This window comes from Jezberella sp., assembly GCF_964834465.1.
In genome coordinates, this window is record NZ_CBAZRM010000007.1 from 105,099 (window position 1) to 124,706 (window position 19,608).

The window sequence follows — 19,608 nt, forward strand, 5'->3', positions numbered from 1 at the left end:
AAAGCTCCGCGGATTGTTAAAGACTTGGTTGGTTAATGAGCTTGAGCAGGTAAGCACCGTAATTGGTTTTTTTTAGCGGTTGAGCCAAGCGTTCAAGTTGTTCAGTTGAAATCCATTGCTGCCGAAAAGCAATCTCTTCAGGACATGCCACTTGCAAGCCTTGACGCTTTTGTAGCGTCGCAATAAAACTCGACGCTTCTAGCAGGCTGTCATGTGTGCCCGTATCCAGCCAAGCAAAGCCACGGCCCAAGATTTCGACCCTGAGTTGATTCAAGTCGAGGTAGTGCTGATTCACATCTGTAATCTCTAGCTCGCCTCTTGCGCTTGGTTTGATGCTTTTCGCAATCTCGCACACTTGTTCGTCATAAAAATACAAGCCGGTGATGGCATAGTTGCTTTTTGGATGAGCCGGCTTCTCAGCGATGCTCAGCGCACGAAATGTTGCATCGAACTCAACCACGCCATAGCGTTCAGGATCAGGCACGTGATAAGCAAAAACTGTCGCACCTGTCTCAGCATGGCTCGCATGCGTGAGGCTTTTAACCAGATCGTGCCCGTAGAAAATATTGTCGCCCAGGACAAGGGTGCTCGGGTGCCCGTCAATGAAGCGCTCACCCAAAATAAAAGCCTGAGCCAGCCCATCGGGACTCGGCTGAACGACATAGTCAATGTTGAGCCCCCATTGGCGACCATCGCCAAGCAGTGCTTCGAATCGCGGGGTGTCTTCTGGGGTGGAGATCACCAAAATATCTCGAATACCGGCCAACATGAGCGTCGACAGCGGGTAATAGATCATTGGCTTGTCGTAGATCGGCATCAATTGCTTCGAGACCGCTTTCGTGGCGGGATAGAGCCTGGTGCCAGCCCCGCCCGCCAAAATCAGGCCCTTTCGTGTTTTTTTCATATTGGATCGGCTAAGCCATCGTAAAAAATAAAAACACAACCACGACGCCAGTGTTTGAGCGGATGATTGAGATATTTCAAAACAAGAGCGATTATAGTTGTAGCCACTGGTTTGTTGACTTGGATAGCAACTGAAGTGATTTACCTACATAAAGTTTTGCCGCTTTTTTTATCTCCGTTGGCGATTGTGCTGTTTCTGATGCTATTGGGTGTGCTGATAAAGCGTCGCGGCTTGGTCTTTGCCGCCTTTCTTTTCTTATATTCAGCCAGCATTCCCTTTACGTCAGTGAACTTAACGCAGTTCGTTGAAGGCGACGCGCTGAAGCTGTCAACCGCCGACGCGCCCAAATCAGACGCCATTGTGGTGCTAGGCGGCATGATTGACTGGATTAAAACAAGCCACGGTGTGGCGCCCGAGTGGGTTGACGCAGATCGGTTTTGGGATGGTATTGCACTTGTTAAGGCGGGGCGGGCACCTCGATTGATTTTTACCGGTGGAAAGTTGCCCTGGCAACTGGGTGACGAGACCGAGGGGGACGTGCTCAAGCGCTTTGCCATGCTTGCACAGGTACCAGAAGATCAGATCTTAGTGACCGGTAAGGTCGAAAACACAGACGAAGAAGCGCAGGCCGTCGCCAACATGCTTGACCCCGCACATCAGAGCATCATTTTGGTGACCTCGGCGTTTCACATGCATCGCGCGAAGGCGTTGTTCGACAAGCGAGGGTTCGATGTGTTCGCTTACCCCGTCGATTTCAAGGCAGGTGGGCAGTTAGACTGGAAAACCGCATTTCTGCCTAACCCAGGTGCGCTAAGTGGCACCGATCTGTGCCTGAGAGAATTACTCGGAAGACTGTATTATCGCGTCAAAACCTATCTAGATTGAACCCATGTCAGACCTTGCAATCGCCCTGATCGTCTTTAATCGACCTCGCCACACGCGAGAGTCATTCGCCTGTGTGCGTGCTCAACAGCCTAAGAAATTGTTTCTGATTGCCGATGGCCCACGAGACGACAGGCCAGATGAGGCACAAAAATGTGCGCACGTTCGAGAGATCGTCGCGCAAATCGACTGGCCGTGTGAGGTCTACCGTAACTATGCAGATCAAAACCTCGGGCTCAAGCGCCGCATCTCAAGTGGTTTGAATTGGGTGTTTGAGCACGTTGAGTCAGCCATCATTCTTGAAGATGATTGTGTCCCCCACCCTGATTTTTTTGCCTACTGCGAAGACTTGCTCGATCGCTACCAGGATGATGAGCGGGTGTGGGTGATCACCGGCAATAACTTTCAACGCGGCAAAAAGCGGGGCGACGCATCCTACTATTTCTCTAAATTCGGGCACTGTTGGGGCTGGGCCAGTTGGCGTCGTGCGTGGCAACATTTTGACGGCGACCTCACTTTTTGGCCTGCCTGGAAAGCAAGCGCGGATTGGGACAAGAAAATGCCCGATCCTCTCGAACGCCTCTACTGGATCGACATTCTTGATCGCGTCAAAGCTGGCAAAATCGACTCATGGGCCTATCCTTGGCTCGCCACCCTTTGGTATCACGGGGCACTGACAGCGATCCCTCAAGTGAACCTCGTCACCAATATCGGCGTAGGCCCAGAGGGTACTCATACGGTTGCCCTTGAAGACGAGCCGGGCATTCCCGTCAAACCACTTGGCCCCTTGACGCATCCGTCCGCTGTTGTCCAAAACACGGTTGCAGATCAGTACTTTTTTGATCACGAACTGGGTGGTCTGAATCAGAAATTTCCCCGCAAATATCTGGCGTTTCCGCGTCGAGTCAAAAGCAAGTTGCTGAGAATCCTCAAGGGACAACCGTGAGCCCCAGGCAAGCCATTGTTGTCCCGCTCTATAAAGAGGGGCTGACGGCGTCAGAGCGTCTGTCACTTGAGCGGACACTTGCCTTGCTGTCTGAGCACGACCTTTTCATTGTTGGGCCAACGCGTCTCAAGGGCTATTTTCTTGAGTTGTCTCAACAATACGGCGAACGGCTGCAGCTGCAATTGTTTGCCGATCAGTTCTTTGAAAGCATTGCGGGCTATAACAAATTACTGCTCTCCGCCCATTTTTATGCGCGCTTTGCACCCTATGAGTACCTGCTCATTGTTCAGACTGATGCGCTGGTGATTCGCGATGAACTGGCCCTCTGGTGCCGCAAAGGCTACTCATATATCGGGGCGCCGATGTTCAAGGGCTTCACCACACCAAGCCAGCCGCTTAGCCTTTTTTGCGTCGGTAACGGTGGTTTTTCATTGCGCCGCGTGAGAGATTTTCTGAAGGTGTTGGGGCGACCTCGGCTGTTCAGAAACAAGCTGATGGAGGATTGGCCGGGCAGCTGGGCGTCCACTTGCTATCGGTATGTCAAAGATTATTGGTGCTTTGCTTATCGAAATACCCAGATCAACGTGGATGTGAATGAAGATGTTTTCTGGGGCTTATTCGTGTCTGCGCACTGTGATTTTTTTACGGTGCCCCCACTAGAGGAAGCGATGGCTTTTGCCTTTGAAGCAGAACCTGGGTATTTGTATTCACTCAACGCGCATCGCCTGCCCTTTGGGTGTCATGCCTGGCAGCGGTACGATGAAGGGTTCTGGGATCGTCAGTTATCGCTCAACGGGCCACATGAACAAAGCATAAAAACTAAATAGATCAACGAGTTATATCTTAAAATATCAGCAACAAGTGACGATAGCCGTGCTATCATGAGCGACTTTTCGCCCGTCTGACGAGTCCATTTATAGTGTTTTTTGCCATCCCCCACTTTGCACTCGCTGCGGCTGGTTTTGCCTCGTTGGCAATTTGTCTCGGCATTGTCTGGACGACCCATTTGCACGGCGCCCATACCTTCGACTCAGAAGCTGGTGTGCAGAAAGTCCATCAAGAGCCCACCCCTCGTATCGGCGGGGTGGCGATATTAGTTGGCAGCTGGATTGGCTGGTTTTTTGCGCCCCCTGAGATCGCGGTCATGTTGGGCCCGATTTTGATTGCCGCCTTGCCCGCGTTTATTGCTGGCGTTACCGAAGATGTTGTCAAGCGTGGTCGAGTCACCGAGCGGCTATTGGCGACGTGCGCCAGCGGTGTGTTGGCTTGGTGGCTGACGGGCGACAGCCTCACACGAGTCGGGATCGGCGGGGTAGATTGGCTGTTGACGATCACCCCTGTGTCTGTTCTGTTTACTGCATTTGCGGTTGGTGGCGTGGCGAATGCCGTCAATATTATTGATGGGTTTAACGGCCTAGCGAGCAGCACGGTGCTGGTCTGTTTAGCCGGGTTAGGGTTGCTCGCGTTTTTAAATGGTGACGCCGAGATGGCCAAGATTTGTTTCATCTTGGGCGGGGCAACGTTCGGGTTTTTCTTGGTGAATTACCCGTCAGGCAAGATCTTTCTGGGCGACGGTGGCGCCTACCTATTGGGCTTCCTGTTGGGTTGGATCGCCGTCATGGTGGCCGTGCGTAATCCAGGGATGTCACCATGGGCACCCTTGTTGGCGTGCGGTTATCCTATTCTCGAGGTGCTGTTTTCGATGGCACGACGCTCGGCTCGCACCTTGAAGATCGGGCACCCCGACCGACTTCATTTACACAGCTTGGTCTGGTCGCGTATCTCTCGTAAATGGTTGGTCAGTTCGTCTACCCTGAAGCAGAATTCGAGTGTGATGCCCATGATGCTCGCCTACGCGATCATCCCTGTCGCGCTCTCGATTGTTTATCGTAAGAGCACGATTGGTTTAATGCTTGCTTTTGTTTTTTGCGCGGTTTTGTACGCATTTTTGTATGCCCGACTAATACACTTTAGTTGGGTGTTGCCTAAATTGCGGCTGACCAAACGTGCTCAGAAAGACGTCAGCAACCACTGACGGATCAAAAAACATGTCATTTGTTCTGTTTAACGAACTCATTAAACAATCTATCCAGAAAAAGCGGCCAATGTCCTTCGGCAAGTTAGGTGCCGTTGAAACAGACTGCATCGCTAATAGCCACGCGAATAAACAAGTGATTTGGGGCGAAAATCTCGGGATTAATGCCGGTGTGTTCCCCTTGACCGAGAAAGTTGTCACTAAGTGGATGAAAGAGTATCTCGACTCAATCCGCTCGCTCGATGCAGTCGCAGAGTGGTGGTTTGGTAAAGATACTGCGCTGCTTGAGCAATACAACCCAACCCGACTGACGACCACGGTAATCGACGATCTGCTGCCGTTTTATCTGGGCAAAGACGCCTGGCATTATGGGTTGGCGGATAAGACGGTTTTGGTGGTTCATCCCATGGTTGACAGCATCGAGGCGCAAGCCCTGCGGTTTGGGTCGATTTGGCCGGGGGCAGCCATAAAAAAAACCATCTGTGTCAGGTCGTTTTACCCGCCGTGGTTAACCACGGCGCATCCCTACAAGAACTATTTTGATTGTTTAACGGCGATCAAAAAGCAGATTGCCAAGCATCAATTTGATTTTGCGGTGGTCGGCGCGGGTGCCTATTCTCTGCCTTTGCTGAAGTTTATTAAGCAAATGGGCGTGCCGTGCGTGCATCTAGGCGGGCAAACCCAACTATTATTCGGTATTCGAGGGCAGCGCTGGGAGACTGAATACGATGAAACTTGGCGCCAGGCAAATTTTTACAATAATTCGCCCTATTGGATAAAACCCCTACCCACGGATATCCCGACCCATAAAGAAATGGTTGAAAACGGTTGTTATTGGTAACAATTGCTTTTGTACAAGAAGCCTTGAGTCTTTAAACACGCGGTGAGTTTTTGAAATGACGATACAGAACAAAATGCCCAAAATTTACGTTGCAGGCCACCGCGGCATGGTGGGGTCGGCGATTGTGCGTCAGTTGATTGCTAAGGGGCATGATCCCGCATACATCGTTGGTCGCACGCACGCACAGCTTGATCTAACAGATCAAGCGGCGGTGAGGGCGTTTTTTGCCGCTGAGAAGCCTGATCAGGTCTACTTGGCTGCGGCCAAAGTCGGTGGCATCCATGCCAACAATACGTATCCAGCAGAGTTTATTTACGACAACCTGATGGTTCAGGCCAATGTCATCGATGCGGCGTTTCGCAATGGTGTCAAAAAGCTTTTATTTTTAGGCAGTAGCTGCATTTATCCGAAGCTGGCGCCCCAGCCAATGCCAGAAAATGCGCTACTCACGGGGTTTCTAGAACCCACCAATGAGCCTTACGCCGTTGCCAAAATCGCAGGTATTAAGATTTGTGAAAGCTATAACCGTCAATATCAACAAGAGCATGGTATTGATTATCGCTCGGTGATGCCAACCAATCTGTATGGCCCTGGCGATAACTATCATCCAGAGAACTCGCACGTGATCCCGGCCTTGATCAGACGCTTTCACGAAGCCAAAATCGCGAATGCACCGACGGTTTCGATTTGGGGCTCGGGCAAACCGTATCGCGAATTTCTCTTTGTCGACGATATGGCGGCTGCAAGTGTTCACGTCATGAACCTGAATAAAGAAATCTATGACGCGCATACGAGCCCAATGCAAAGCCACATCAACGTGGGGTATGGCTCAGACATCACCATCTTAGAAGTGGCGCATGCCATAGGATCAGTGGTGGGTTACAGCGGCGAAATTGTGTTCGATTCAAGCAAACCGGATGGCGCCCCGAGAAAACTGATCGACAGCAGCTTATTGAAACGCCTTGGCTGGCAGGCACAAGTCGATATCCAAACGGGGTTAAAGCTTGCGTATGCTGACTTTGTCAGTCAAACGCGTTAAGGTCGCCCAGTGAGTATTGTCTCTGGCGTCATCGAGCCGTTTAAAAGGCTCTACAAGATATTGCCGGTTGCCAGTAAGCGCGGTCTGGCCTTTGTTGTGTTGATTAGCTTGGTGGCATCCCTGTTTGAGACGGCCAGTGTGGCCTCCATTTTGCCGTTCATGGCCATTGTGATGGATCCCACGATCTTGACCAAATATCACTGGTTAGATAGCTCGCTGAGATATCTGGGTATCAGCAATCAGCAATCAGCGATTATCGCCGCAGGTATCTTGACGGTGGCCGTTTTGGCGATTGGCAATGCCGTGACTGCCTCGAATCTTTGGGTGCAGACCCGTTATCTCGCGTCGGCGCGGCGTCACTTGGCAACCGAGTTGTTCTCGGGTTACCTGTACCTGCCTTACTCGTTCCATATTCAGCGCGATACCAGCTCGCTTGGGCGTGTCTTGGGTGGTGATGTTGAATCTGCGGTTGGCGGTTTTCTGGCATCGCTGCTTGCTGTAGTTTCGAAAGGCTTGAGCGGGCTAGTGCTGATTTCGCTGATCGTCGCCGTGGATCCTCTGGTCGCCTTAGGTACGGTGGTGGTGCTTGGTTGTGGCTACATGATGGTGTACCGGTTGATCAGGGTCAGACAGGTCAGGCTCGGTGCGAAGATGGTCGAGGCCAGTACGATCGTGGGTCGCACCGCACTCGAAGGTCTGTCAGGCATCAAAGAGTTACGCGTCTTAGGTCGCGAAAATGCCTCAACGGTTGAATACAACCGATCCATGACCGAGCTGATGAATACGCAAGCGTCTAATTCGCTGGCCTCTGCCATGCCCCGCTATGTCATCGAGGTGTTTGCCTATGCCGGCATTGTGGCCGTGACCTTGGCCTTTGTGCTTAAAGGGCAGGGGATGTCTGCCATCCCATCACTGGCTTTATATGCCTTGGCGGGTAATCGCTTGGTGCCGATTTTTCAGCAGCTATTTGCTGCCGCCATCACGATCAAATATCACACCAAAGCCGTCGAGTCTTTAGAAGCTGACTTGGCGACGGTGCGTTCTGCGCAAACAGAAGCTGACGATGAGCAAGCAGTTGCCTTGAGCTTTAAAACCGAAATCCGATTGACGGATTTGAGCTTCAAGTATCCAAGCGCAGAGCGCTTAGCGCTTAATAAACTCACCCTCACCATTCCCCAAAATCAAAGTATCGGTTTGGTAGGGAGAACGGGCTCGGGCAAGACGACGCTGGCCGATGTGATTCTTGGGCTGTATCCCCCGGCAAGTGGCACGATTGCGATTGACGGGGTTGAGTTGACCGAGCAGAACGAGAGAGCTTGGCGTAAAAGAGTCGGCTATGTGCCGCAGGCCGTATTTTTGACCAACGCCTCGATCGAAAAAAATATCGCTCTCGGTATCCCTGATCACGAGATCGATCACGAGGCCGTTCATCGCGCCGCCCAGATGGCACAAGCTGAAGAGTTTATTAACCAATTGCCCGACGGCTACGGCACCGTGGTCGGCGAGCGTGGCGTTAAGCTCTCTGGCGGCCAGCGTCAACGGTTGGGGATTGCCCGGGCGCTTTACCATAACCCTGATGTGCTGGTATTCGATGAAGCCACCAGTGCACTCGACGGGATGACAGAAGACGCTGTAATGCAGGCCGTGCAAGACCTGAGTCAAGAGCGAACGATGATTTTGATCGCTCATCGTTTGCGTACCGTGCAGGCTTGCGATCGGATTGTGATGCTCGATAGTGGTTGTATCGTTGCAGATGGCACCTACCAAGATTTGATGGCAACGTCGGATTTGTTTAAACGGCTAGCAGGCAACGCATTGACTGACGTTGAATAGACGATGCTAGATACCCCTATCGCCTTCATCATCTTCAATCGGCCGCATCATACGCGTCAAAGTTTTGCAGTGATTCGCGAGCAGCGGCCCAGTAAATTATTGATCATCGCCGACGGTGCTCGCGCAGGGCACCCCACTGATGCCGCTCGTTGTCGAGAAACGCGCGAGATCGTTGCTCACATTGATTGGCCTTGTGAAGTGTTGAGAAATTACGCTGATGCCAATATGGGGTGCAAACGTCGCGTCAGTTCTGGCCTTGACTGGGTCTTCGAGCAAGTAGAAAAGGCGATCGTGATTGAGGATGATTGCCTGCCTAACCAAGACTTTTTCTCTTTTTGTGACACCCTGTTGACGCGTTACGAGGCTGATTCGCGCGTTTGGGTCATCACGGGCAATAACTTTCAGAACGGTAAGAAGCGTGGCGATGCTGCGTATTATTTTTCGAAATTCAACCATTGCTGGGGCTGGGCGACTTGGCGCCGAGCATGGCAGCACTATCGCGTAGACATCCCCTTTTGGCCTGGCTGGAAAGACACTGTTGACTGGGTGAAAAAACTGCCCGACCCCGTTGAGCGAAAAATCTGGTCAGACCTCCTTGATCGGGTGCAGCGCGGTGAGATCGATACCTGGGATTATCAATGGACGGCGACGGTTTGGTATCACGGTGGTTTGACCGCGACACCTCAAGTGAACCTCGTGACGAATATCGGGTTTGGGCCTGAGGCAACGCACACCGTGACCGCAGACGATCAAGCAGGGTTACCGGCGTTGCCCTTAGGCCCGCTGACTCACCCAACCGTTGTTAAACAAAATCTGGTCGCTGATCGTCACGTGTTGAATCAGAATTTCGGCGGATCCAGCCATCCCGATCGATTCAACAATCAGCTCAGAAGAAGAAAAGAACAACTTTTTCGATCGCCACAATGGGCGCTCAAAAAGCTGAAGCAAGCTTTCGGGTCTAGGGGTTAGCATGTGCGGCATCCTCGGTCTGATCCATCGCCAAGCTGAGTCTCGCCCGCTACTGTCTGACCGGCTTGTGGCCAAGCTGGCGCACCGCGGGCCTGATGACTCGGGCACCTATAGCGATGATCACGTTCAGTTTGGCCATACTCGCCTCTCTATCATCGATCTGACGGCTGCCGGCCATCAGCCCATGCTCAGTCATCATGAACGCTACGTGGTGACCTACAACGGTGAGATCTATAACTACCTTGAATTAAGAGGCGAGCTTGAAGCGCAGGGGGTGAGCTTTACCAGCCACTCTGATACTGAAGTGCTGCTGGCCGCTTACGAGGCGTGGGGGTCGGCTTGCGTCAAGCGGTTTGTGGGCATGTTTGCTTTCGTCATTTGGGATAAGCAGGCACAAACCGCTTTTATTGCTCGTGATCGCTGCGGCGAAAAGCCTTTGTTTTATCAATTCAACGAGCACCGGTTAACATTTGCCTCTGAACTCAAAGGGCTCTTGCCTTTGCTCGCCGAGCGACCAGCGCTCAACCCGGTTGCCATCGACCAGTACCTGCACTATCAGTACATCCCTGAGCCTGCGACCTTGTTGCACGGTGTGCATAAACTAGCTGCAGGGCACACGATGACCTTGTCGCTCGCTGACTGGCGAGTCGACCCGCAGCGCTACTGGGATGTCGAGGCGATCGCTGAACCAATTGTCAGACCAAAAAGCAAGACAGATATTCTTGCTGAAATCAAAGCCAGTCTGACGTCTGCCGTCAACATGACGTTGCGTGCCGATGTGCCTGTAGGTGTCGCGCTGTCAGGTGGGATTGACTCAGGGGCAATTGCAGCGCTCGCTCAACAAAGTAACCCACAGCCAATGCACGCCTTCTGTGTTGGCTATCCAGGTCGCCCACATTATGATGAACGTGCGCAGGCTCGTGAATTGGCAACCTCGCTGGGGATGATTGTCCACGAGGTCGAGTTGCCCGTCGAGAGCTTTGTTGATTTCTTCCCAGAACTCGTGAGCATCATGGATGAGCCGATTGCTGATCCGGCCGCTTTTGGGCATTACTCTGTGCCTAAAGCAGCTGCCGATCAAGGCATCAAAGTGTTGCTGTCGGGGATTGGGGGCGACGAACTGTTCTGGGGCTATCCCTATGTGACCGAGGCGGTCAGGCTTAACCAGTTGGCTGCTGATCATCCGACACTGCTTCGCTTTGCCCGCTGGCTAGGCTCGGCCGGGGCGCATCAATTCTTATTGAAATTGTCTTATTACCCTCGGGCGCGTCCAGCCCTTCGGCATTGGGCGGATATCTTGCAGAAATTGGGTGACCCTCGCCAGCCGCCTGAGCAATTGCTGTATTACCTCTTGCATCCCGATTTCGCCGGGGCGTATCCCTTAACCAAAGCTGTTTACGGTCAGGCGATGCGTGCTGTGAATCAGCAGACTTTGTTTGAACCCACCGCACACCGACAACCCGCTCGAGATCAAATACCCGCAGCGATCATCCGCCTATTGTTTGATACCTGGTTGACGTCAAACTGCTTGTCGTTAGGTGATCGGGTCGGCATGGCCGTCGGGGTAGAAACGCGCATGCCGTTTCTCAATGCTAACTTGATTAAAACCGTCATGTCACTCAGAGCGGTTGAACCTGACCAAGCGCTAGGCCAGAAGGCCTGGCTGCGTGAAGCACTCAAAGGCGTTTTGCCGGATGCGGTGTTATCGCGCCCCAAAGCGGGTTTTCAGCCACCGGTGCATCAATGGCTGACGGGCGTAATCCAGGCCTATGGTGATCAATTGCGCACAGGGCAGCTCGTTGAGTGCGGTGTCCTTCTTCGCGACAAAGTGGATGACCTGCTGGCAACGACGAAGGCGCAGGGCTGGCATGGCTTGTTTTTCACTTATAAATTGGTACTGCTTGAGATGTGGTACCAGCAGGTGGTCGCTCGATGAACCGATCTGCACCGGTTATTTTGCTCTACAACCCGATCTCTGGACACGGGCATCTCGATTCATGGAACGCTCTCTTTGTGTCGCTCTTGCTCAAGGCTGACTGGCGGGTTATCGCAGCCACCCCGGATACGGCTGATTTAATCGCCAGGCTGCAGATCAAGGGGCAAGCGGATTCACCCAACTTGCAGGTGCTGGATTGGGCAGTCTCACCGCGCACCTTGAGCGAGCGAGTTTGGGGTCGCGTGCTTCGCGCGTTGAAGCCTCTTTTGAATGCGCGGTTGAAACACTTGTTGGGTGCCGATCAAGACACCCCCGGCCACGACCCGAGATATCTCAACCCCGATGATTTCGCTAACCGGCTGCGGGTGTTCAGAAGACAATGTCGCTGGTCACCCACTCTCGTGTTCAACATGTATATGGACATGTACCCGACGACACGCCAAAGCTGGCAGCGGTTTGACACAGCTCGTATGTTGCCTTGGGCGGGGATTCGTTTCGTGCCAACCGTCGACGGCAGCGAAGCTTATTACGACTTGCCTTCCTTTGCGGGTATGTGCTTTTTGGATGAGCGCGTCCGCGACCAATACTGCCAAGCTTTGCCACGCAAGTGCTTCGCCTATTTGCCAGACATCACAGAGAGCAAACTGCCAGAGGTGCAGACCGCACTCTTGACTGACATTAAGCAACGCGCCCGAGGTCGCAATATTGTTTTTCTGGGGGGTACCCTCGGGGGCAACAAAAATTTGGCCCGCTGGTATCAACTGATTTCGGTCATGGATGCCGAGCAGTGGTTTTTTGTGCAGATCGGCGAGATGTTTGAAAACACCCTCGCCGAAGAGGATGCGCGAGAACTTGCCAAGATCAAGGTGCAATGTCCTGAGAATCTTTTCATTAAGCTTGCCTATTTGCCAGACGAAGCGCACTTTAACGAAATCATGCAAGCGAGTGACGTGATCTTTGCGGTTTATCGCGATTTCACCATCAGCAGCAACATGCCCGGCAAAGCCGCTGCGTTTGATAAACCAATATTGGTGGCGAGTGGGCATTTAATGGGTCAGCGAGTGCTGCAATATGATATCGGGATGACGGTTGACGAGAACGACGTGTCCGCCATGCAAGCGGCGCTGGTAGCACTTGTTAACCAGTCGCCTCGTCGTCAGGCGCAGTTCGATGCCTATCGAAAAGATTTCAGTAGCGACGCCTTGGGTCAGCACTTGATGAAGTTTTTAACCGACTGTATGCACAAACCAACCTGATCACTGATTAGATAAACAGATGAAAGTCTTGCAACTCTCGACCGATGATTTTAGTGGAGGCGCCTCGCGGGCCGCTTACCGCTTGCACACGGCGTTGTTGCAATGTGGTGTTGATAGTCGCATGCGGGTATTGACCCGCCAGACGGCGAATGACCGGGTGATTGCAGGCAAAGGGCCGCGCAGTTTCAGTCAGAAGGTCAACAACAAATTACAGCAGAAGTGGCGCGACTTTGACCGCCGTCAATTTAAGAGCAGTAACACCATCATGCATTCGTTTGGTGACGAAAGTGCTTGCATCGTGGCTGAGATCAATGAGAGCGATGCCGACGTCGTCAACTTGCACTGGGTGGCCAATCTGCTTTCCATTGAAGATATCGGCCGCATTCGCAAACCGATTGTCTGGACGCTGCACGACATGTGGGCGTTTTGTGGTGGTGAGCATGTGGTGTTCGATGAACAGCCTGATGCTCGTTTCAGGGTGGGTTACCGGCCTGACAACCGGCCAAGGGGTGAGTCTGGCCCTGATCTGAATCGCCAGACCTGGGAGCGCAAGCGCAAGGCCTGGGCAAACCAGACGTTTCACATTGTCACCCCAGGTCATTGGATGGCAGAGTGCGTCGGTGATAGTGCCTTGTTAGGGCATCAACCGGTGTGTGTGATCCCTAACCCGCTCGAGCTCGAACACCTCTGGCACCCGATTGATAAGACCTTTGCTCGGGCCGTGTTAGGGTTGGCGCAAGACAAGCAGTACGTGTTGTCAGGTTCTGCGGGCGGGATGGCACAGCTCAAGGGCGAAGACTTGCTGCGCGATGCTTTGATCGCGTTAAAAAAGACAGGGCAAGTGGTGCCAGATTTGTTGATCTTTGGTCAGCGTCGTCCGGCGCTTGCACAGGAGTGGCCGTGCGAGGTGCACTGGCTAGGCCGAGTGCATGACGATCATGTCATGCGGTTGATCTACGCCGCCGCGGATGTGATGGCAGTGCCGTCTCGGCTGGATAACTTGCCCAACACGGCGATCGAGGCGCATGCCTGTGGCATACCCGTGGTGGCTTTCAACATCGGTGGGTTACCGGATATCGTTGAGCATCAGCAAAGCGGTTGGTTGGCGCCTGCCTTTGACACTGACAGTTTGGCGCAAGGGATGACCTGGATACTTCAGGACCCGGCGCGCTGGTTGCAGCTATCGTCTCATGCGCGTCAGCTGGTTGAGCAACGCTTTGCCCCCGAGGTTGTGGTGCGTCAGTATCTCGATGTCTATCAAACGGCTGTCACCCGTCACGCGAAGCAGTTGCCCGAGCATCGATGAACCCCAACGGCTATATCCTTGTCTATAACCCTATCTCGAACGAAGGGCATCTGGATTCATGGCACGTGCTGTTTGTCGACATGTTGCGACAAGCCGGATGGCGTGTCATTGCCGTCTCGACCGATCCGCGTGCTTTGCGAGCAAAATTATTAGCAAAAGGGCTCGAACCGTCGGATGCGTTGATTGTTTTTGAAGCAAAGCAACACCACGCAACCCAACCCTCATTGAGCCGACAGGCCTGGCAAGCCTTGAATACCGCTTACGACAAAGTGCGGTATCAAACCAAACCCAAGACCTTGGCGCAGTACGGTCATCGCCTGGGTGTGGTTGCTGCGTATCATGTGGTTGAGCTCGCTCACAGCATCTATCGGCGCGTTCGCCTGAGTCGACAGGCCCTGCCATCCTCGGCCCAGGCTCAGCCTCGAACTGAATCCGTCTTGCATCCGGCGCAGTTTGCCGCTGCTGTGAACGAGGTTCTTGCTCAATATCCTGGGCAGGTGAGTCACGTACTGAATATGTATATCGACGCCTACCGGATCGATCAAGAGGCTTGGCGCGACGTCGACTTCATCGAATCGACGCCGTGGTCAGCGGTTTGCATCACGCCAGGGGCAGATCCGGTCGAGGCGTATTACCAAAAACCAAACTACCGCGGCACCTGCTTTTTGGATGAACTGGTTTGCGAACATTATCAGCAGACACTACCTGACCGGCATTTTGAATATATGCCTGATATTGCCGATGTCGATTTGCCAGCGACGCGCACTGCGTTAACTCAACAAATCATCGCCCAAGCGGCAGGCCGCAAAATTGTGTTTCTGGGCGGCTCAATCGGCAAGCAGAAAAACCTTGCGCTGTGGTGTGAGGTGATTCGTCGTGCCGATTCGCAAGCTTGGTACTTTGTGCAGATCGGCCGGATTAATCGCAATAATCTCACCCCAGCGGATCAACGTGCCTTGGATTCGATGGTGGCTGACCCCCCTGTCAATTTATTGATTTATCCGGATTATTTGCCGGATGAACGTCATTTCAACGATGTGATCGCAGCAGCGGATATTATTTTTGCTGTTTACCGCGACTTTGCGCGAAGCAGCAACATGCTCTCTAAGGCCGCCTATTTCAAGAAGCCCATTCTTGTCTCAGCGGCCTACTTAATGGGTGAACGTGTCAGCCGTTATAAAATCGGGCTAGCGGTAGAAGAAAACAGCGTCGACAGTATCTGCGAAGGTTTGGCTCAACTGAGCGCGATCCCCGATCTTGCCGACCATTTCGAAGCCTACCGACAAGACTTTAATCTTGATGTGGCCCAGCAACGATTGTCGCGTTTCATTCAAGCGGGTGTTGCGAGCTAGACGCGCGGTTTCAGATACAAAGGCATGATGTCAGAATTTCAGCTTACGACGCCCGTTGCGCTCATTATTTTTAATCGCCCCGATACGGCGGCACGGGTGTTTAACGAGATTGCGAAGGCCAAGCCCCCCAAACTACTGGTGGTGGCTGATGGGCCTCGTCATCACCGGGTCGGCGAAGCAGAAAGATGTCGGCAAACCCGTGCCATCATCGAGCAAGTCGATTGGCCTTGTGAGGTATTGACCAATTTCGCAGATACCAATATGGGCTGCAAGATGCGAGTGTCGAGTGGTATCGACTGGATTTTCGAAATGGTGGAAGAGGCCATTATCCTTGAGGATGATTGTTTACCTGAGCCGACCTTCTTTCGGTTTTGCCAAGAGATGCTGAGCCGCTATCGTCACGATGAACGTGTCAGTATGGTGTCAGGCGGCAATTTGCAGTTTGGTCGTCAGCGAGGCTCGGCAAGTTACTATTTCTCGCGTTACACCCATATCTGGGGTTGGGCGTCATGGCGCAGAGCCTGGAAGCACTATGATCGCGACCTCACCCTGTGGCCAAAGTACCGGGATGAAGGTTGGCTAGAGGCAAGCTTCTCAAGTAAGGGCGAGCAGGCCTACTGGCGCAATTCTTTTGAGGCGGTTCACAATGGCAGCCTGGATACGTGGGATTGCTCTTGGACGTTCACCTGTCTGTTGAAGGGCATGCTGCAGGTTGCTCCCAATGTCAATCTGATTTCTAACATCGGTTTTGGGCCTGAGGCGACACACACCCAGGTGGTTGGCATCCATGCGAATATGGCGACCGAACCGATGATCTTCCCGTTGATTCACCCTGATGCGGTTTTACAAGATCGCAAAGGCGATCAATTCATTGCCGATGATCAAATCGCACCGTCTTTTGCCAAACGCCAGTGGCGTCGTATCAAAAGACATCTCTTACGGATGCGCTAAATGCGAATCGCGTTTGATCATCAGGCATTCTGTCTTCAAACGACCGGGGGTATTTCACGCTATTTTTGCAGCCTCGCCCCTATACTGGCATCGCAAGAACAAGCGGTAGCGATTTTTGCCCCGGTATACCGCAATCAATACGCCAGAGATCTGAACGAGGGGCTCATCCACGGGTTCGGTGTCAAGCGATATCCGCCCAAAGCAGCCTCAGCGATGGTGCTGGCTAACGCTTGGTTAAGTAGGCAGCAGATCAAGCGATGGCAACCGGATGTTGTGCACGAAACCTATTTTTCAAACCAACCCTCTGCACCGGTAAAGACCCCACGTGTTGTCACCGTTTTTGACATGATCGGTGAGCTTTTTGGTACCGACGGTGCCGATACCAACGATAGAAAAAGGTCGAAAAAATACGCAGCCGTGTCCAGAGCCGACCGCGTGATTTGTATTTCACATCAAACGCGAGACGACTTGGTTCGCCTCTTTGATATCCCAGAGGACAAGATCTCTGTCATACATTTGGGGTGTGACCAAGCGCCGTCGAGATCGTTAGGGGCTTGGCCCTCGACGGTTCAAAACAATGACCGCCCGTTTTTACTTTATGTGGGTCTCAGAGAGGGCTATAAAAACTTTGATCGATTGTTGACGGGGCTTGCCCATTCGCCTACCTTGCGAGCGGGCGTCGATTTGATCGCTTTTGGGGGTGGTGCATTTACCGCGCAAGAAACTCAGCATATTCAGAGGCTTAATTTCAGAGCAAATCAAATCAGGCAAATGAGTGGCGATGATCACACCTTGGATCAGTTGTACAGAAGTGCAATCGCTTTTGTTTATCCCTCGATTTACGAGGGATTTGGTTTGCCACCGCTTGAAGCGATGGCCAGAAACTGCCCCGTCATCAGCAGTCAGGCCAGCGTGATGCCCGAGGTGATCGGTACTGCCGCAGAGTACTTTGATCCAAACGAGGTGGATTCCATCTCAGCTGCCATCGAAAAAGTGATCACTGACGAAAGTCGTCGCCGACAGTTAGTCGGCCTTGGGGCCGAGCGTATTCAGCAATTTACCTGGCAACGATGTGCCCAAGAAACCTTGGCAGTCTATCAACGCCTGCACTCGGGCAGGGCTTTCGAATGAAAATCTTATATCTCTACACAGAACTGCAAGGGCACAACATCCCTGTCTTTGAGCGATTAGCCACAGATTACGGCGCGACTGTCGACGTCTTTCACTGGACTCAAAACAAGCTCACCCCCTTTATCCCAACCAGTCATACGAATCATCCGAATCTTCGATTTCATGATCGTTCTGCCCATTCAAGCGCCCAGATTGTCGAGTTTGCGATGGATTTGCGTCCCGATCTCGTCTATGTGACGGGTTGGATGGACAAGGGGTATTTTCCAGCCTTACGCCGGTTAAAAGCGTTGGGCATCCCGGTGGTTGCGGGCTTGGACGGCCAGTGGACGGGTTCGTTGCGCAAGTACTTGGCTTGCCTGGTGATGCGTTGGTTCTACAAAAAGCCGTATTACAACTATCTCTGGGTGCCAGGCCCCTTGCAATACGAATATGCGGCTCGACTCGGCTTTACTAAAGCCGAAATCATTTCTAACTTGTTGAGCGGCAATTCGACCCTCTTCACAGAGGCGGGCAAAACCTTAGAGACGGTCAAACAAGAAAAGTATCCCCAGAAGTTTTTATATGTGGGTCGGTTCGCCTCGCAAAAGGGGGTGGATATTTTGCTTGAAGCGTTTGAAATCTATAAAGCGAAATATCAGGGGCGTTGGGGGCTGAGTTGTATAGGCAATGGGCCGTTGATGGATCAATTGCTAAGGGCAACAACGCGCCATGCAAATATTTCTGTCGAGGGGTTCTTGCCGCAAGCGCAATTGGTCGCCAGAGCGAGTCAATCGGGTGCTTTTGTGCTGCCTAGCCGCTATGAACCTTGGGGCGTTGTTGCTCACGAATTTGCTTGCGCCGGATTGCCCTTGATCTTGTCCGAACATGTGGGGGCCAGACAGCAATATTTAGTTGACGGGTTTAATGGTTTTACCTTTCGCCAAAATGCTGCGCAATCCCTTGCACGTGCCATGCACTTGATGTCGTCATTGTCTGATGATGCGCTGGTCATGATGGGTAAACGAAGTATGCAGCTCGCCAGTCAGACGAGCCCTGAGGTGACGGCGGCAAGTCTGATTTCTGTGTTGCATCGCAAAGCCCGATGATGAAGGCCAAGATCAAAGTCGCCGTCGATGCCTCCCGTATTAAGTCGGGGGGCGGGATCGCCCATCTGAAAGCCATCTTGCACGTCGATGATCTGACCAGTTACGGGATAGGTGAGGTACACGTCTGGAGTTATCGTGAGCTGCTTGATCAATTGCCCGACCGACCATGGCTGATCAAGCATTGCCCGGCTGTCACTACAAAATCATTACTGCATCAAATCGTCTGGCAAGCGACGAAACTGGCGAAAGAGATTAAGGCGACCGGGTGCCAAGTGTTGTTCTCGGTGGATGCCACCACCTTTTGCCGGTTTCACCCGATGGTCGTCTTGCATCAAAACATGATTCCTTTTGAAAAGGGGTTTGATGAGCTGTACGGTTTCGGGTTGGGTGACATCCACCAGCGCGTCTTGAGGCGAGTGCAAATCAGAGCATTCAAACGTGCTGAGGCCGTGATTTTTTTGACGCACTACGCAGCAGACCGTACGCAATTGTTTACAGGTCAGCTTAAAAACATCTGCTGTATTGCCCACGGTGTTGACGAGGCATTTAAAGGCGAATTGCCTAAAGTAGCTTGGCCCACCGACCGTGAACGACCACTTCGCTGTTTGTATATCTCGCCCTTGTGGAAGTACAAGCATCAGGCCGAGGTTATCCGAGCGATCAAGCGACTCAGAGATCGGGGATACGACGTCACCTTGACGTTAACCGGTGGGGGTAACCCTGAGGGCAAAGCAATCGTCGATCAACAGATCAGCCAGACTGACCCAAGCCATCAATTTGTTCAGTTGTTAGATTTTGTTTCGCATGGCGACATACCCGCGCTGATCGCTAGTGCGGACATCTTTGTTTTTGCGTCAAGCGTGGAAACATTCGGTATCACTTTATTGGAAGGGATGACGCTTGGTTTGCCCATCGCGTGTTCAAATCGCAGTAGTCTGCCAGAAACGCTCAGAGAGGCAGGTGTTTATTTTGACCCTCAGGATGATGTCTCAATTGCTGATGCGATCGAGCAACTGATCGACAACAAGGACATGAGAGAATCTCTCGCAGCTAAAGCCAAAGCGCTCGCCACAAACTATTCATGGCAGAAGTGCCTGGCGCAGACCTGGCAATATGTCGCAGACCAAGGCGCGAAACATTAA

The 19,608-nt window shown here is 52.5% G+C and carries 17 protein-coding genes; 16 read left to right on the forward strand and 1 reads right to left on the reverse strand.

Features of this window, described 5'->3' with window-relative positions; translation table 11 throughout:
- Nucleotides 1-16 precede the first annotated feature (16 nt).
- Nucleotides 17-904, reverse strand: a complete 888-nt coding sequence (gene rfbA, locus AC1W8Y_RS07100) for a glucose-1-phosphate thymidylyltransferase RfbA (RefSeq protein ID WP_482013776.1) — start codon at nt 902-904, stop codon at nt 17-19.
- A 135-nt stretch (nt 905-1,039) separates the two neighbouring features.
- On the opposite strand from rfbA, the gene AC1W8Y_RS07105 reads away from it, so the two are divergent.
- The 16 genes from AC1W8Y_RS07105 (at nt 1,040) to AC1W8Y_RS07180 (ending at nt 19,608) form a co-directional block, all read left to right on the forward strand.
- On the forward strand, nt 1,040-1,789 hold the full coding sequence (locus AC1W8Y_RS07105; RefSeq protein WP_482013777.1) for a YdcF family protein: 750 nt from the start codon (nt 1,040-1,042) through the stop codon (nt 1,787-1,789).
- Nucleotides 1,790-1,793: 4 nt separating this feature from the next.
- Nucleotides 1,794-2,732: a glycosyltransferase family 2 protein gene (locus AC1W8Y_RS07110; RefSeq protein ID WP_482013778.1), complete on the forward strand. Its 939-nt coding sequence runs from the start codon at nt 1,794-1,796 to the stop codon at nt 2,730-2,732.
- On the forward strand, nt 2,729-3,559 hold the full coding sequence (locus tag AC1W8Y_RS07115) for a DUF5672 family protein (RefSeq protein WP_482013779.1): 831 nt from the start codon (nt 2,729-2,731) through the stop codon (nt 3,557-3,559). Before AC1W8Y_RS07110 ends, AC1W8Y_RS07115 begins: the two co-directional genes overlap by 4 nt.
- Nucleotides 3,560-3,651: 92 nt before the next feature.
- Nucleotides 3,652-4,767, forward strand: coding sequence for an MraY family glycosyltransferase (locus AC1W8Y_RS07120; protein WP_482013780.1), 1,116 nt, complete (start codon nt 3,652-3,654; stop codon nt 4,765-4,767).
- 13 nt (nt 4,768-4,780) lie between these two features.
- Nucleotides 4,781-5,608, forward strand: a complete 828-nt coding sequence (locus AC1W8Y_RS07125) for a hypothetical protein (protein WP_482013781.1) — start codon at nt 4,781-4,783, stop codon at nt 5,606-5,608.
- A gap of 55 nt (nt 5,609-5,663) precedes the next feature.
- Complete coding sequence (gene fcl, locus AC1W8Y_RS07130; protein ID WP_482013782.1) at nt 5,664-6,647, forward strand: GDP-L-fucose synthase; 984 nt, start codon at nt 5,664-5,666, stop codon at nt 6,645-6,647.
- Between the two features lie 9 nt (nt 6,648-6,656).
- A complete protein-coding gene (locus AC1W8Y_RS07135; RefSeq protein WP_482013783.1) occupies nt 6,657-8,480 on the forward strand; it encodes an ABC transporter ATP-binding protein in 1,824 nt (607 codons plus the stop codon).
- Nucleotides 8,481-8,483: 3 nt separating this feature from the next.
- Nucleotides 8,484-9,449, forward strand: a complete 966-nt coding sequence (locus AC1W8Y_RS07140) for a glycosyltransferase family 2 protein (protein ID WP_482013784.1) — start codon at nt 8,484-8,486, stop codon at nt 9,447-9,449.
- Nucleotide 9,450: 1 nt separating this feature from the next.
- Entirely contained in the window at nt 9,451-11,385 is a 1,935-nt protein-coding gene (asnB, locus tag AC1W8Y_RS07145) for an asparagine synthase (glutamine-hydrolyzing) (RefSeq protein WP_482013785.1), read from the forward strand.
- Nucleotides 11,382-12,641 carry a glycosyltransferase family protein gene (locus AC1W8Y_RS07150; RefSeq protein ID WP_482013786.1) on the forward strand — a complete coding sequence of 420 codons (1,260 nt, stop codon included), beginning with the start codon at nt 11,382-11,384 and terminating at the stop codon, nt 12,639-12,641. The genes asnB and AC1W8Y_RS07150 overlap by 4 nt, the downstream gene beginning before the upstream one ends.
- 19 nt (nt 12,642-12,660) lie before the next feature.
- Nucleotides 12,661-13,947: a glycosyltransferase gene (locus AC1W8Y_RS07155; RefSeq protein ID WP_482013787.1), complete on the forward strand. Its 1,287-nt coding sequence runs from the start codon at nt 12,661-12,663 to the stop codon at nt 13,945-13,947.
- Nucleotides 13,944-15,299, forward strand: a complete 1,356-nt coding sequence (locus tag AC1W8Y_RS07160) for a glycosyltransferase family protein (RefSeq protein ID WP_482013788.1) — start codon at nt 13,944-13,946, stop codon at nt 15,297-15,299. Before AC1W8Y_RS07155 ends, AC1W8Y_RS07160 begins: the two co-directional genes overlap by 4 nt.
- Nucleotides 15,300-15,323: 24 nt before the next feature.
- On the forward strand, nt 15,324-16,250 hold the full coding sequence (locus tag AC1W8Y_RS07165) for a glycosyltransferase family 2 protein (RefSeq protein WP_482013789.1): 927 nt from the start codon (nt 15,324-15,326) through the stop codon (nt 16,248-16,250).
- Nucleotides 16,251-17,381: a glycosyltransferase family 4 protein gene (locus AC1W8Y_RS07170; protein ID WP_482013790.1), complete on the forward strand. Its 1,131-nt coding sequence runs from the start codon at nt 16,251-16,253 to the stop codon at nt 17,379-17,381.
- Nucleotides 17,378-18,466, forward strand: a complete 1,089-nt coding sequence (locus AC1W8Y_RS07175; RefSeq protein WP_482013791.1) for a glycosyltransferase family 4 protein — start codon at nt 17,378-17,380, stop codon at nt 18,464-18,466. Before AC1W8Y_RS07170 ends, AC1W8Y_RS07175 begins: the two co-directional genes overlap by 4 nt.
- A complete protein-coding gene (locus tag AC1W8Y_RS07180) occupies nt 18,463-19,608 on the forward strand; it encodes a glycosyltransferase family 4 protein (protein WP_482013792.1) in 1,146 nt (381 codons plus the stop codon). Before AC1W8Y_RS07175 ends, AC1W8Y_RS07180 begins: the two co-directional genes overlap by 4 nt.

Bases quoted from the DNA above. Each gene is read 5' to 3' on its own strand.
- rfbA (WP_482013776.1), bottom strand. From the start codon at position 904: ATGAAAAAAACACGAAAGGGCCTGATTTTGGCGGGCGGGGCTGGCACC.
- AC1W8Y_RS07110 (WP_482013778.1), top strand. From the start codon at position 1,794: ATGTCAGACCTTGCAATCGCCCTGATCGTCTTTAATCGACCTCGCCAC.
- AC1W8Y_RS07125 (WP_482013781.1), top strand. From the start codon at position 4,781: ATGTCATTTGTTCTGTTTAACGAACTCATTAAACAATCTATCCAGAAA.
- fcl (WP_482013782.1), top strand. From the start codon at position 5,664: ATGACGATACAGAACAAAATGCCCAAAATTTACGTTGCAGGCCACCGC.
- AC1W8Y_RS07140 (WP_482013784.1), top strand. From the start codon at position 8,484: ATGCTAGATACCCCTATCGCCTTCATCATCTTCAATCGGCCGCATCAT.
- asnB (WP_482013785.1), top strand. From the start codon at position 9,451: ATGTGCGGCATCCTCGGTCTGATCCATCGCCAAGCTGAGTCTCGCCCG.
- AC1W8Y_RS07150 (WP_482013786.1), top strand. From the start codon at position 11,382: ATGAACCGATCTGCACCGGTTATTTTGCTCTACAACCCGATCTCTGGA.
- AC1W8Y_RS07155 (WP_482013787.1), top strand. From the start codon at position 12,661: ATGAAAGTCTTGCAACTCTCGACCGATGATTTTAGTGGAGGCGCCTCG.
- AC1W8Y_RS07160 (WP_482013788.1), top strand. From the start codon at position 13,944: ATGAACCCCAACGGCTATATCCTTGTCTATAACCCTATCTCGAACGAA.
- AC1W8Y_RS07165 (WP_482013789.1), top strand. From the start codon at position 15,324: ATGATGTCAGAATTTCAGCTTACGACGCCCGTTGCGCTCATTATTTTT.
- AC1W8Y_RS07170 (WP_482013790.1), top strand. From the start codon at position 16,251: ATGCGAATCGCGTTTGATCATCAGGCATTCTGTCTTCAAACGACCGGG.
- AC1W8Y_RS07175 (WP_482013791.1), top strand. From the start codon at position 17,378: ATGAAAATCTTATATCTCTACACAGAACTGCAAGGGCACAACATCCCT.
- AC1W8Y_RS07180 (WP_482013792.1), top strand. From the start codon at position 18,463: ATGATGAAGGCCAAGATCAAAGTCGCCGTCGATGCCTCCCGTATTAAG.